11 protein-coding genes are annotated in these 14,337 nt (G+C 52.2%); 5 read left to right on the forward strand and 6 right to left on the reverse strand.

Going from position 1 to position 14,337, the window contains the following annotated elements; genetic code table 11:
- Positions 1 to 11: 11 nt before the first annotated feature.
- The gene (locus tag J0L72_04225) at positions 12 to 4,724 is read right to left on the reverse strand and encodes an RHS repeat protein (protein ID MBN8689983.1); all 4,713 of its coding nucleotides are present in this window, start codon (positions 4,722 to 4,724) and stop codon (positions 12 to 14) included.
- A 318-nt stretch (positions 4,725 to 5,042) separates the two neighbouring features.
- Positions 5,043 to 5,339, reverse strand: coding sequence for an iron-sulfur cluster assembly scaffold protein (locus tag J0L72_04230; GenBank protein MBN8689984.1), 297 nt, complete (start codon positions 5,337 to 5,339; stop codon positions 5,043 to 5,045).
- Between the two features lie 199 nt (positions 5,340 to 5,538).
- On the opposite strand from J0L72_04230, the gene J0L72_04235 reads away from it, so the two are divergent.
- Positions 5,539 to 6,234 carry a hypothetical protein gene (locus tag J0L72_04235; GenBank protein MBN8689985.1) on the forward strand — a complete coding sequence of 232 codons (696 nt, stop codon included), beginning with the start codon at positions 5,539 to 5,541 and terminating at the stop codon, positions 6,232 to 6,234.
- A gap of 288 nt (positions 6,235 to 6,522) precedes the next feature.
- On the opposite strand, the gene J0L72_04240 is transcribed toward J0L72_04235, so the two are convergent.
- Positions 6,523 to 6,720 carry a helix-turn-helix domain-containing protein gene (locus J0L72_04240; GenBank protein ID MBN8689986.1) on the reverse strand — a complete coding sequence of 66 codons (198 nt, stop codon included), beginning with the start codon at positions 6,718 to 6,720 and terminating at the stop codon, positions 6,523 to 6,525.
- Positions 6,721 to 7,013: 293 nt separating this feature from the next.
- Between J0L72_04240 and J0L72_04245 the strand changes: the two genes are divergently transcribed.
- Genes J0L72_04245 through J0L72_04255 form a run of 3 tightly spaced genes read left to right on the forward strand, consistent with a single transcriptional unit; the run spans position 7,014 to position 8,671 of the window.
- The gene (locus J0L72_04245; protein ID MBN8689987.1) at positions 7,014 to 7,256 is read left to right on the forward strand and encodes a hypothetical protein; all 243 of its coding nucleotides are present in this window, start codon (positions 7,014 to 7,016) and stop codon (positions 7,254 to 7,256) included.
- Positions 7,253 to 7,795: an AAA family ATPase gene (locus J0L72_04250; GenBank protein MBN8689988.1), complete on the forward strand. Its 543-nt coding sequence runs from the start codon at positions 7,253 to 7,255 to the stop codon at positions 7,793 to 7,795. The genes J0L72_04245 and J0L72_04250 overlap by 4 nt, the downstream gene beginning before the upstream one ends.
- A 21-nt stretch (positions 7,796 to 7,816) precedes the next feature.
- Positions 7,817 to 8,671, forward strand: a complete 855-nt coding sequence (locus J0L72_04255) for an AAA family ATPase (protein ID MBN8689989.1) — start codon at positions 7,817 to 7,819, stop codon at positions 8,669 to 8,671.
- Between the two features lie 802 nt (positions 8,672 to 9,473).
- Here J0L72_04255 and J0L72_04260 read toward each other — a convergent pair.
- A complete protein-coding gene (locus tag J0L72_04260; protein MBN8689990.1) occupies positions 9,474 to 10,634 on the reverse strand; it encodes a site-specific integrase in 1,161 nt (386 codons plus the stop codon).
- A gap of 248 nt (positions 10,635 to 10,882) precedes the next feature.
- Entirely contained in the window at positions 10,883 to 12,163 is a 1,281-nt protein-coding gene (locus J0L72_04265) for an MFS transporter (protein ID MBN8689991.1), read from the reverse strand.
- Between the two features lie 91 nt (positions 12,164 to 12,254).
- Between J0L72_04265 and J0L72_04270 the strand changes: the two genes are divergently transcribed.
- Positions 12,255 to 13,640 (forward strand): hypothetical protein, encoded by a 1,386-nt coding sequence (locus J0L72_04270; GenBank protein MBN8689992.1) that lies wholly within the window; start codon positions 12,255 to 12,257, stop codon positions 13,638 to 13,640.
- On the opposite strand, the gene J0L72_04275 is transcribed toward J0L72_04270, so the two are convergent.
- Positions 13,627 to 14,331, reverse strand: a complete 705-nt coding sequence (locus J0L72_04275; GenBank protein MBN8689993.1) for a hypothetical protein — start codon at positions 14,329 to 14,331, stop codon at positions 13,627 to 13,629. The genes J0L72_04270 and J0L72_04275 overlap by 14 nt on opposite strands.
- Positions 14,332 to 14,337 lie beyond the last annotated feature (6 nt).

Consider the following 14,337-nt stretch of genomic DNA (forward strand, 5'->3'; position numbering starts at 1 on the left):
ATTGCATGCGATCAGAAGCCGCTACACCACCAATCGTATTGCGCCATGCACAGTTTACAGTGATGCTCTCCAGAATCAATACATATCTCAGCACATCTTTTAAATAGTTCGTCACAACCCTTAGTTGTTAAGATTCGGCAAGCGTCTCTGCAATAGGGTCTCGCCCAAGTCTTTAGTCCCGGGGGATACTTTTTCACACACTCACCATAACAGAGTTTTTGTCCATTAGGACCATCAAGCCGACCAGCAGGAAAGTCAGTTTGCAAGATTGGAGGGAACCACCCAGGCAACTGACATTCTTCTTGACCAAATACAGGCGAATCGCAATCAACATTGCTATTAGAAGCTTTCTTACAGTACAAGCAAGCTTCTTTAGGAGATATATCCAGTCGTGCTCTTATTTTCTGGTAGCACCACCAGAATTTGGGTGCACGCGCCGTGCCACCTGGAGGTTTCGGCCAGCTCGGAGGTGATGGTGGCTCCGGTTGATGTGTCGGCAAAGAAGGCAACGGAGCAGTTGGTGCTGGCGGGGGTACGGGAGGTAAAGGTATAGGAATCATGATTTGCCCCGGCGCAGCCACGATCCCTCCTAGATACGGATTCCAAGTCCAGCCTGTGAACCGTATCCGACCATTGGCGTCTACCCAATTCGCCGGATTCCCGATCACATACCCATAAGCATTCTCGCTAGGCCAAAGTCCATCCCTGCTAATCCACTGCTTTGTGCGGCTCGAGTAGTGCCGATTCCAATTGTACTGCTCGGCATACGGAACGCCGGAATGGCGCGAGCCAGTGTTTCCGGTCCAGCCCCATTCGAACTGGTTGCCAGAAAGCAAGGTGCCATATGGCGAGTACCGTGCATCGCGCTTCACGGAGCCCGAAGCATTGGTTACGCCAGTCACTGAACCCAGCGCATCGACCAAGTAATCAACGCGGCCTTCGCCATCAACGAGTTCAGCAATCGCGACACCATCCACGTTTAAGCGAGCGGTCTTGAGATCCGTCCCGACCGGAGTTGATCCTAAGTATTGGCCTCCGTCCCACGCGAGAACAAGATCCTCCGGAGCAGAACTCACGCTCTCCAGAACCTTCTGGTTGAAAGCGTTATAGGTGAATTCGGCGTCGGTTTCTGGGGTGCCTTTGTAGACCACATTCACGAGCATATTCTCCTTGTTCCAAGTGTACGCAGATTCCTTGCCGTCGGCGACGAGCCAGACCATGTTTCCGTTGGCGTCGTAAGTGTAGGACTCTGTACCCGAGCCAGTCGTTCGGTCAATCAATCGACTAGCGGCGTCGTAAGTTTGAACCACTACCTCGCCCTCTTCGCTTGATGTCAGAATATTGTCTCTCGAGTCGTACGTGTAGGTGAAATTGTGTTCCAGGGTACCGCTGGTTTCATCTTGGATCAGGCGATCTTTAGCGTCGTAGGTGTAAGTTGTGATGTTGTCGAAGTTATCACTCCAATCCAGAACCGTCTTTCGATTGCCATTTGGATCGTACGTATAGGTGAATATTTGAATTGAACTGCCAAGCTTCGAATCGGTGAGCGCAAGCACTCTGCCATCGGAATCATAGGAAACGGATTGCACTCTTTGGCTTGGGAGTTGCGTCGCAGTCTTAAGCCCGCGGTTGTCATAAACCATCGTAGTTCTGAGACTAGAATTGTCGATGACGCAAGAAGTTCTACCATCGCTGTCGTAGGTGTAACTAATGATTCTTCCTGCGACATCCGTCTTCGCAAGAACTTCGTTCGCGCTGTTAAATGCGGTTGCGACCGACTGCCCCATGAAGCCTTCACGATAAGTCTCTCGACTCAACGCGTCAAAGGACATTAATGTAGTTCCGCTGGAATCAGTTAGGGTTGTGAGATTTCCTCGCGTGTCGTACTGCATGGTGACGCGCGATGAGTCGGCATACAGTGTCGCAATTGCCTGCCCAACATTGTCATACGAGTACGTGGTGACATCTCCGTTGGCGAAGCGGCGCGTGGTGGTCTGCCCAGAGCCGTCATAGGTGTATGTCGTTCGCTGATTCAGTTGATTGGCGATGGCGGTCATCGCGCTCCTGGCGTCGTATGCCATCGTGATGCGGCCGCCAGCAGGATCGAGAATTTCTACCTGCCGACCGTCAGCATCATACGAGTAGGTGGTTCGGAATCCGAGAGCATCCACGCCCGCAATGGTCTGCCCAGCGGCATCATAGACCGTGGTGCTCACGAATCCGCGTGGATTCTTGGTCTCGATAGGCCTGCCCGCGCCATCGTACGATATCGTGGTCCTGAATCCGAGAGGCGTGACGCTCGCGATCTGTTGTCCAGCGGCATCGTACTCGGTGCTCCATGTGAAGCTCCCGCTGTCAATCATTGCAACCGCTTGACCAGCGGCATCATAAATCGTGGTGGTGCGGCGTCCGGACGGGAGCACTCCTGCGATGACTCGGCTGGCTGCATCGTAAACCGTGGACGACGTTCTGCCGAGAGGATCAGTTGTGGCCACCTGGCGGCTCATGCCATCGTAGGTCAAGGTCGTGACGGCTCCGATTGCATTCTTGACCGCCCAGGTTCGCCCGGCAGAATCATAAATAGTGGTCGTGAAGTTCCCGGCTGGGTCCTGCACCGAAACTTGTTGACCTGCGACGTTGTAGGTGTAAGTCGTTCGGCGGCTGAGCGCGTCTAATTGAGCAATAGCGCGGTTGCTATTGCTTGAATATACAGTGGTAGAGCGGTGGCCTAGGGCATCCTGGACGTCGATGACGTTGCCAGCGGGGTCGTACGAATAAGTCGTTCGGAACCCGAGTTGGTCGATGCTTGCAAGCGTTCTTCCGGCGGCATCAAATACCGTCGTAGCGCGGAATCCCATCGGCGAAACGGTCGCAATTTGTCTTCCCGCGGCATCAAAGACGTAGGTCGTGACGCGGCCGAGAGGATCTTGAGACGCAATTGGGCCACGAGCATCGTAAATTGTGGTTGATCTTTGACCAAGTGCATTGACCTGCGCAACGGTTCGCCCGCCGGCGTCATAAACGGTTGTGGTCCGATTGCCGTTAGGATTGATCGTCGCGGTTTGTCGCCCCATCGAGTCGTAAACCATGGTGGTGACGAACCCGAGCGGATTCTTCATCTCGGTGAGATTGCCCATCGAGTCATAGGTGTACGTCGTGGTATTTCCGAGTTGGTTCTTCGACGTTGCTGGCTTGCCGAACCGGCTATAGGTCATCGTCGTGCGATTTCCGAGCGGATCAACTTGAGCCTGGAGCAAGCAACCGGAGTAAATTTGCCGCGACATCTCGCCTGCCGCATTAGTCATTGAAATGATGTGGTTTGCGGCGTCGTAAGCTGTGGTGGAAGTGCGCCCGAGCGGATCACTGGCACTCACACGGCGGTTCAGATTGTCGTAGGTGTAGCTAGCAATGCCTCCATCGCTGTAGATAGTGGAGCAAAGGTTGCCTTTGGCGTCGTAGCTGTGCGTCGTTTTGAGGTTCCTCGGGTCAGTGACAGATTTCAGTGTTCCGTCAGAATTCCAGGAGTAAGTCGTGATCCTACCGAGAGGATCCATCCGACTTGTCATTCGGCGGTTTGCATCGTAGGTCATCGTGACCTTGTTGCCGAGCGGGTCCTCTACTTGGACTAGGTTGTTCGACGCATCGTAGGACATTTGCGTCGTGTTGCCTAGCGCATCTTTGCTCGTAAGTGGCTGGTTGAAGCTGTTGAGTGTAAGGCTTACAATGTCGCCGTACGGCATGGTCTCGCGCACTTTTCGAGATTCGGCGTCGTAACCGATCGTGACACGGCATCCGTCTGGGAGCACGGTGGTTCCGGGCCTACCTTGTGCATCCTGCATGTAGGTCGTGATGGCTCCATTAGGCGCAGTGACACTAGTTGAAGTTGCCCCCTCGAAAGTTAGATCATAGGCGTAATTCCAGGTCGCTCCACCCATTGTAGCGGAGAGCATTTTGCCACCGGAATCAAAAGCGTATGTGACAGCGAAACCGTTCGGATCCTGAATGCGCGAGAGCATCCCGCCGGTGTACTCGTACTCGGTCGTACATCCACTCGGAATTTGCTCACTGATGAGCTGACCATCGACGTCGTACGTCATGGTCCAACGGCGATCCGCCCAGTCTTGAATGTAGGACACCATCCCATTCGCGTCGTAGCCGAACGTCACACGGTCCCCACCAGGCACGACAATGCTGCTTAGTACTTGGGAATCGTACGTGTAGGTGTGGATGTTGCCCGATGGGTCCTCGATCTTAAGGATGTTGTAGCGACCCGTGCTCGCTAGATCTGGACCATAAGTGATTTTCTTTCCGTCCGCGAACGTTTCAATGAAGTTCGTACCGTCCCAGGTCAACAGCGTTCCACTGTATTGAGCCGCGTCCGATGTGTATGTGGAAATCGTGCCAGAAGTGTGAGTACCCGTGAATTTATAGGAGGTGAGGTCTCCCCGGAGGATAGTGACGCTCCCAGTATCCGGAATGAGTTGGGCCTGTACATTACAACTGCGTTTTAATCCCCAAGGGTATGCAACTGCCCTCGATGATGCCGAGTTGTAATAGGTGCTGATCTGAACTTCAAAGCCTTTTGCCTGGAGCCGAATCTCAGGGTCGATCTTTAGCTCGCCCGAAAATGGGTCCGCCAGAGGATTCGGGAGAAGCTCTCTTTCGGTTGGTTGAAGCGTGCCCAGACGCTCAGCTGTTGGTTGTTCCCAGGGAAAAAATCGCATTAGTTTAACTTTGCCTGCGCGAACGAGATGTCGATACATGGGCCGGAGCCGTCATTCATGATTCCTGGCGCGTAACTGGATGGCGAACTTGGCGAATGGCCGGGATAAAGGCCCGGAGGAATTGGAGAGTTGCCACCCGACTTTGTGGTGCATCGAGAGGCATTCTGACCTCCAGGGCCTCCTTCGTTTGAACACGAACAAGGATTGCTGGCGGGGCAAAACCCAGTTGGTCCTGTTCCAGGGACGTCCATCAGTACAATCCTCCGTTTTCAATCGAACTCTCTGATCTCATTGCTGTTTCCGATTCCTTCCGTATAGTTACTTCGCGAGTGCGGCCCGAATGGCGTCAACCACTCTTTGCGGACAATCTTCTTTGCCTTCAGGGATCTCCCCGAGCAAAACCGCGATGTCATGCTCGTTTACACTTAGTGCAACCTGAACAGACTTCCCTGCCAACAAACTTGCTACGACGCTCGACGAAGCAATCGAGGTTGGGCAACCATTTGTCTTGTACCGACATTCCATAATGCTGCTGTCCGCCACGCGAAACCAGAGCTCGACATACGGACCTTCACCTGGTACTCCAGAGACACCGTAGTGCGTGGAGCCCTCCATCGGTCCAATGTTTCGCCTCGTATTTATGTGGTCAAGTGCCAGAGCCGAGAACATCAGTTGTGTGTAGTATAAGTGATCCGTGAAAAAATGTGTTGAAGAAAATGATAAATTTTCAAAATCGCACAGTCGTCTTAACATTGGGCCTAGAAACAAGCTCAACCTCGCTGTCTCGAATCTGCCAAAGTGAGATCCAATTGCGATGAAAAGCCTTACGATCGAGACCAAGGTATGGAACGGTGATTGGCAAGTGGTCTTGAACCCTGAACGCCTGCGCCTGACTTTTGAGCTGAATCCGGGTAATTACCACCGCCGCGTTTTAATCAACAATGTGGATGACCTTCCGAAAGTTAAGGAGCATGCCGACCGCCTCGTAAGAATCGGACTCGTGCACGAGATTGTAGTCGTCGCTGAGCACATTGAGCCCGCGCTGAACCATTTCAATATCTCGAAAGAATCCCTGGGAAAGGGTTTTGTCTACTCTAGCGCAGAGCTTGTCGGACTGTACACTTGCACGACAGAGTTCTTGTGCCACTACGCGAGCGACTGCTGGAATTTGCACATCTCAGATTGGTGCAGTCGTGGAATGGACCTCCTCAATTCTGATCCAGAAATCTCTGTCGTAAATCCGCTCTGGAACGGTGAATACAATATGGCTCTCCTCGAGACGATCAGCAGGCGGGGAGTCTATGGGATCGGATATGGATTCTCGGATCAATGCTATTTGGTCAGGACTAAAGAGATATTAGGAGCCGACCTTAATCTTCGGCACTTTGCTTCCTCTAGGTACCCAGATTACGGTGGCGAGCTTTTTGAAAAGCGAATCGACTCGTGGATGAGGACTCACGGAAGATTTCGAGCCAACGATTTGTCGGCCACATACTTTCATAAGGCCTAACATCAGTGCGTTCTGTTGGACCGCCAGGAAAGGGTTGACCGCCTCGAAGCAAGCTAAATGTTGAAGTCCAGATCACGTAAGTGCGAAGGTCGCTCCCATTTCCATACTCGCCCGAAGGTTTTGCTAGGTACTCCGGTTCCGCGTATTGTTTGGTGCCAGATATTCAAACGCGTGTCAGCCCGAGCCAATAGTCTCGACTCCACCTGGATAACTGTGACTCAAGGTTCCGATGCGTTGCACCGACTAATCCCTCAAAGTCCCCACTTCATTAATGGGGTGCTCATCGCATCAACTCTCTGACAAGTATCCGAGCTTCTGCTGAATCCATCGATCGAGTTCGGAGCGTGAGATTCTTCGAAGGCGGCCTATTTTCAAGGTCCTCCATTCCCCCTCTTTAACGAGCGTGTAGGCGGTCGTTCGGCCTATTCCTAGCAGATGGGCTGCTTCTTCGATGGTGAGGAGCAGTTTTTCGTGATTTTCAATGATAGTTGGCAAGAAATTGGTTTTTGTTTGCACGGATCGTAAACGACCGCCGCAATATGAGGTCCAAATTTTCCATCAGGTGTTTTCAAATCTAAATCGACTTCGGTCGTTTATATAGGTCAAAAATATTCGTCGACGAACCACGTTGAACCTGAAGGGATGACTTTGGACACTGATCGCAATGAAAACTGCGTGAGATAATGGGCCATTTTGAGGCCTTGAAAACGGGGGTTTACCCCTTCATCCCGCTTGAAATAGGCACCTTGATCGAAAAGTAGTGTGGTCGTTTATTTAGCATGAGACAATTAAATAAATCTCTACGAACGACTTCGGACACTGGCAATCGAATCTCGTTGACACCAAAGGAGTTTGCGGAGCTAGCATGTCGACACATCGGTGAAGTTTATCGACTGATTGCTTCAAAGTCTGTTCTCACGGTTAAAGTTGGAGCAATCCACTTAATACCGATCAGCGAGATAGATCGAATCTTCTCGTCCCCAGCTTCGGGTTCCGACAATCAAGTGGAGGTTGGGCTATGAGCGAGCACGAGGATTTCAACTCCGACCCACGAGATAAGGAATGCATTCCACCAGAAGTGCCGGAAATCGCATATAGCGACCCCGGTTCAGATAACGACGTTGGCGACATTGCAGATCAACACTTGCAAGCTGTCGGACCAGAGTCACCAACGAAACCACATGGCGAAGGGACCATGGATGAGCGCGGTGGATATGAATACCTTAGAGATGTTGATGCCATTGTCGACCGCATGCTTGACGAGGGCCTGCAAGAGATGGAGCGCTATGCACAGCGCGACCTTCTGCCAGCGGCTGGGCTGCCACCATCGACGACGGTATGGCTCTGGGAAGGGTACATCATGCGTGGCAAAGTGACAAACGTTGAAGCTAAGGGTGGGTCGGGTAAATCCCGGCTCATCCTGGGCATCGCTGCTGGGCTATCGCTAGGCGTGTGGCCGTTTACTTCGGACTCGGCAACCTCAGTCACGTGCAAGCCTGGGAAAACCCTGATCCTCACATCAGAAGATACCCCTGAGGAAATCACCGACACGTTTAAGTAGGCTGGGGGCGATGTAAGCAAGTTGTTCTTCTACAATCCGAGAATTCCTGGAGCACTCGTGCTGGATGAGATGGGAATCGACCGGCTCCAGGAGTTGGTGGCGATGAACAACATCGACATGGTGGTTCTGGATCCCGTGCTCGAGTTCGTGCCCAAGACGCTGACCAGCCAGAACGACAACACGGCGATCACCAAGTTTCTCGCATCGTTGCGGAATGTGGCCGCATCGACCGGATGCGCCATTGTCTGCGTGAGGCACTTCTCCAAAGGCATGGCTGGCAAAGAAGTCCATGAGATGGCGGCCGGCGGCGAAGCGTGGCGCAATGGTGCCCGTGGCCAGTTCGTCCTCTTCGCACATCCCGAATGCCGCGCTGGATGGACGCAGGTCATGGCAGTGCCAGCAAGAAACACGATGCGGGCCCAGTATGGCAAGCCGTTCGGTATCGAGATCACAGAAGGGCGGCAAACCTTTGTTGCTCCACATGTGCTCAATGTCGAAGCGTATTGCGAGGCGTACGAGGCCCTAGCAAAGCATCTTGGGAAGGTCCATCTCGAAATACATGTCAAAGCACGTGGGCGCAGGCCAGCTCGCCAATTTGAGTGTGCGAAAGCAATAGCCGAGATATTGGAGAAGTGCCCTGGACGCAATATGAGCCAACTCAACATGCGCCAGATGTTAATCCACCAAGGATTCCAGCAATCGCTGATTTACCGTACTCGCAATTCAATGATCGTTGCTGGCATTCTAAAAGATACTGGCGTGGACTGGGCACTGACCGATAACTACGACCCGTTCGCCGACGACGTGATTCCAGAAAATCCCCCGGGAATTGGCACTCAGTCGACGTTTACACATTACTGGCAGGACCAGGATTAATGATTCAGATCTCACTATGGACTATTTTGAATTTTAGGAATGACGCTAAGCCTGACCACGATTTTGAACCTAACCAGAGTACCGATTGAACCTATTCCTATAATTACTTAATTTTAGGAATTTATAGGAAAACTTGAGAAACCTTGAGAATGGCCTTCTCTATACTCCCTGGATGGGGGGTAGGGGGGGGGCCTACCTTAACCTTGTCCAGGTTAGCGGCCCTGGACCTGGCTACATGACCAAAAGTCCGCGCAATTGCAGAAATGAACTACTACTAATCGAACATGAGGAATCTCGCAGGCAATAGGGACGCAAGTCTGGTCATCCGCACTTACAGATCGGAGTCATGTGCTCACATGAAGTTGACCTATCAAACCCAGCTACGGCTCGGAGTCATGTGCTCTCATAGGCAGGGTACAGATACGCAGTTCTACGGATTGGTTCCTTGTGCTCTCTTTGGTCCGTCCAATCGCACTTGTTTTGGATTTGATAGATGACCCTCCGAGACAAAGTTGCCACTGTTGATATGGTCGACCAGGATAGTGTGTTCAATTGCTACGTCCAGCTCAAGAAGCCACTTGCAGTCAAGAACGCAAGACTTGCGCTAATCAGCCAAGCATGGAGTCGTTTGATGGCCGCATCTATTAGGCAATCCGAATCGATAAAAGCGCTCCATTATAGCGGATCTTTCGGGGCAATATCGCCATCTTGCAGGTTTACGATTAACGCTCGTCGAACTGAGCTCGCAATGAAAACCGTAGTTCGTTTAGTGACTGAGTACTGACAAGGTAGCGCCGAGGCACTAATCTAAGGAACCTGAATCGAGGACCCGCTCTAGCACCGATGTTGCTTTACGCTGTGCCTCCGAAACTCCGTGAGCGTAAAGGTTAGCGGTCAAGCTAATCTGACTGTGCCCAAGTTGTTTCATCACTTGATGAAGCTCCACCCCTCCAGCGACCATGAGCGTTGCCGCAGTATGTCTTAGCTTATGGAAACTCATCGGAGGTAATCCTGCCGATTTTAGGACGGATTTTAGGTGGACTTCAACGTTTTTGGGATCCAATGGTCTTCCTTTAGAATTGAGGAATATGTAGCCTTCTTCTGGGGCCCAACCGTTCAGTAATTGCTCGGCTTTCACGCTCTGAAGCGCTCTCTCACCGATTTCACCTAACGAGATTTCACGTCGGCTAGATTCGCTCTTAAGAGACTTTAGTATCAACTTTCCATCAATTCGTTGTAGTTGGTTCCTAACCCGCACAGTTTTCGTGTTGAAGTCGATGTCGTCCCAAGTCAAGCCTGTCACCTCGCCGATTCGCAAACCAGTCACAAGCGTAAACTCAAAGAGCGGACCAAGCCGATTCTGTTTTGCTGCGACTAGGAATTTCTTAGCAGCGCTCGGCCCAAGAAACCTTGTTTCAGACCTCTCGACCTTGGGGGTGCTCACCCTAGATGCAGGGTTTTGCTCAATCAGGCCCGTTTTCCAAGCCTGGGCAAGTGCTGCTCGGAGGGTCGCCCGCAGCCCTCGAATGAAATAAGCCGAAAGCCCCTCGGCCAGCTTCTCGTTCAAGAGCTTTTGAATCTGGTTGGGTGTTAGCTTGCGCACTGGGACTTTGCCGAGTGCAGGAACAAGATGGAGCCTGCAGTACGCTTCGTAGTATCGATACGTTTTGGGCTCTCGGTGTGGAAGTACGTACTGGGAGAGCCAAACCTCAAGCCACTGCCCTAGAAGCATCTCCTTTGAGCTAGCGGAGATCCGCCCTGTATCGACCTTTGACTTGTAATCCTGGACCAGTGCAAGGACAGCCGCCCTCGAAACTCCGTAGAAGCTCTTTCTGATCGGGTTGCCAGAGTCGTTGTAGCCAATGACGATCCGACTTTCCCACCTGCCGTCCGCTCTCTTTGCGATAGAGTATCCATCGGGTCGTCGGACACGCTTTCCATTCTGCTTCGTACCGTCACTCACAGTTCAATAGTACACTAAAATCCTGACGGCAGAGATGCAGAATTTGACGGCAGAGATGACGGCAGAGCGTGCGAACTTTGGCGTACAAATCCGGACATGCATGTATGCTTTGAACTCAAATCGGCCTTCATATCGAGACGATTCCTAGGTTCAAAACAAGAACATCGTCTAATTTGTAAACAGCGGGTCGCGGGTTCGAATCCTGTTTCCGGCTCCATTCCCTTTCGAGACCTCTCAAGGTTCTCAAATCAGCCTTTGGCTTCGATCAACTTCTCGCTGACTGCAGAGTCCACTCCGCTCAGTCTGTGGCGCTGATTCCACACGATCAATGCGCCAATCAACACGATAAGGCCACCCAGCCGCATCGCCGTCGCCACCCCATATTGCTGCGCAACATATCCAAATAGCGGCAGGGCGATCGGACCGGCTCCACTCAGCGCCCAAATATGCATTGTTAGAACTCTTCCCCTCAGCCGATCTGGCGAGAGAATCTGAAATAGCGTATTCGTCGTGTTGAACTGCATGATCGCCGACATCCCACATAAGCCAAGCGAGATGAGAGCGACCGTGTAGTTGTGTACGGTGCTTGCGGAGATCAACGCGATACCAAAGGTCAGCATCGCCGCTTTGACGACAAATCCTTTGATCGGTCGGTTGGAAAACGTGATCAATGTCGTCAATCCAATCATCGCTCCGATTCCGATTGCCGTGTAGAGGTTGCCTAGACCGGATTCTTTGAGCCGGAGAACGTCTTTTGCAAACGCGGGGAGCAGTGGCAAATAGGCCAATCCGAAAACGGACAACGTGCACTCCATCAGCCAAAGTGTTCGCAATTGAGTGTTCTTCCATGTGTACCGAAACCCCTCAATGAACAGGTCGATCACGGGCTCGGTTCGCGGTTTAAAGCTGCTCAGGTTTGCCTTGATAGCGATGACGGCGAAAACAAGCGCCATGTACGAAAGTCCATTGACCACATAACACGCTTGGGCACCGATCCGCTGGAGCAATATTCCGCCAATCGCCGGGCCGATGATTCGAGCCATGTTAAAGGTCATGGCCTGCATCGGCACTGCCGCGGAAAGGTGTTCGCTCGGGACAATATTGGAAACCAACGACTGACGGCACGGCATCTCGAAAGTGCTCGCGATGCCGTTGACTGTGGCGATGACCAGGATGTGCCAATACTGGATGAAACCGAAATAAACCGCGCTGGCAATAAACAGTGCGTTGAATCCAAATATCAGTTGGGAGATGATCAGGACTTTGCGCCGGTCCAGGTTATCGGTCAATGAACCGGCAAACGGTCCAAGAATCGAGACTGGCAACATCGAACAGAAGCTCACCATAGCGAGCTTGGCGCGGTCGTGTGTGAGCTCGTAGACGAAATAGCCTTGGGCGACGGTTTGGACCCAAGTGCCGACAAAAGAAAAAAATGCGCCGATCCAAAACAATCGGAAATCGGCAATTCGGAAGGGGGCGAGTTGCTGGGAAGATTTTATTCGCTCAAATCTTCCCGCAACGTGTCGCATATACTAAAGACTACTGAATTTTGACGGAGTTTGTTTGCGCGGATAAGTCCAATGCACCAATCTTCAGCGTCATAATTGTCGGCAGAAACTCGTGAAAGAGTATCGAAACCGCTTTTTTGTTGGCACCCAAACAGCGTCTATCCAGCAGGTCGGATCAGTCGCAAATTTGCGGTCTGTCCCAAAGCCAACCCTTGGCCTAGTTCTTTACTGGCTGGGCGGGTATCTGATCTATTCCCTCTTTCACATCGTTGCTTTCCCGCTGGTTTTGGTTCGATTTTTGGGTCGGATTCGGCATGGGAGGTATCGCGGCGTCATCTTTCGAAGGCTTCTTGGCGGAACAAAACCCCCGCGGGAGGGCGACTGGTCTTTGATCATCGCAACCAGCATGGGCGAGACTCGAACTGCGGTTCAAGCAGCCGATGAGATTTCAAGAGAGTGCTCGCCGGACGTTGCCGTCCTGACTCAGCTCCCCCGATTGCCGAACGCATTGCGAGCTAATGATTCGATCTATCCCATCGGTTATGCCCCGTTTAACAGTCCATTCGCTGCGTTGTTGGCGTTGTGGCAATGGCGACCGAAGCAGATCCTGTTCGTGGAATTCAGTGGGAACTATCACCTAGCTTTCGCCGCGAAGATCTTGCGAATTCCAACCGCTCTGATCAACGTCAACCTGCCAGAAGATCGCAAAGTCCGGCTCTTGCGAAAGCCTCTGGGCAAGTGGCAGTTCAGCTTTGTCGATACATTCTTTGTTCAGGCGAGTTGCCACGCCAGGCGTCTTGAGCAACTGGATGTTCATCCAGACAGAATCTATGTTTCTGGAATTTCGCTTGGTGCATTCGAGAGCCCGGTTGCAGGCAGTTCGGCGGCCAAGAGTAAATGGCAGTCGCTGCTACAGATTCCCGATGGAACGCACGTCGTTCTCGCCGGATCGACTTACCACGACGAGGAACTGGAACTCATCGCGGCGATGAAAATCTTGTGGGAGCACCATCCCGACGCAGTTTTGATTCTAGCTCCAAGGCAATTGGGCCGTCGCGGTGGGGCCGATTCAGCACTTCTTGAAGCCAAGATCGACTTTGATCGAAGGTCGCAGTTAGACCGATTTGAACGTGCTGCGCCTGTTATTTTGCTGGATACGGTCGGTGAGTTGCGCGAGTTGTATAGCATCGCCACGGTAGCGCACATAGGCGGAACATTGGTGGACGGCGTCGGCGGGCACACTCCGCTGGAAGCACTCAGTAGCTTAGTTCCAATGACTCTTGGCCCCTATTTCAGGCAGCAAGAAGCCGCTGTTCAGTTGGTAAGCGACTCAGGAGTTGCGGAAATCTGCGCGAACGCATCCCAACTGGCAGCAGTCTGGAATTACGCCATCGAGCATCCTGAATTGAAGTCAACCATTCTTGAATTGGCGCAACGGGCGGCGCAATCAAGAAATGCTGTTTTTGCAGACCTTTACCGGTTGCTTACTTCGGCTTGAAAGGCTTGCCAAGCAAACTGTCCCAAACCTGCTGTTGACCAGGCGTCATGACCTTGACGATCGCGTTACGCGCATCGGTCTCCACCTTGTCGATTTGAGGTTGTACGCGCTTCATTTCGGCTCGGAGTTTTGCTTCAATCTCCTTTGCGAGTTTCTGCTTTTCGGCATCGGTCTTCGGCTTTTTGTCCTTGTATTGAGCTTCGATGCGCTCGACAGCTTTTCGCCGGATGTCAACCGACTTTTGCAGCGCCGATTGAAGCAGATTTCGAATTTTTGAAACTTGCGAGCTACTGAGGCCAACTCGCTTTGCGACGCGGTCATCGGCGAGCGATTGAAGGCCGTTAACTTGTAAGGTGATCTCTCTAAGTCGCAGAATTTGACTTGCGGACAGCGCATTCAAAACGCCATTGCGCATCTTCTCGATTTCCGAATCAAGTTGCTTCTGCTCGGATTCGGACGCCTTTTGACCTTTGCGCGCCTTTTCTTCAATCCTGGCGGCAATTGCGTTGTAATTCTTGGCTGCAGCGTTCATTTTATCGCGTTGGGCCTGGGTGACTTTCAGCTCAGCCTTGACTTCGTTGGTCATCAATAGCCGAACATCCGCGACATATCGGTCGAATGTCTCTTCGGCATGTGCAGAAGCGCACACGAGCGTCAGCAGCGCGATGTTCCAAGCTTGAAAAGTCTTCATAAAAGT

Source organism: Armatimonadota bacterium (assembly GCA_017303935.1).
GTDB lineage: Bacteria > Armatimonadota > Fimbriimonadia > Fimbriimonadales > Fimbriimonadaceae > JAFLBD01.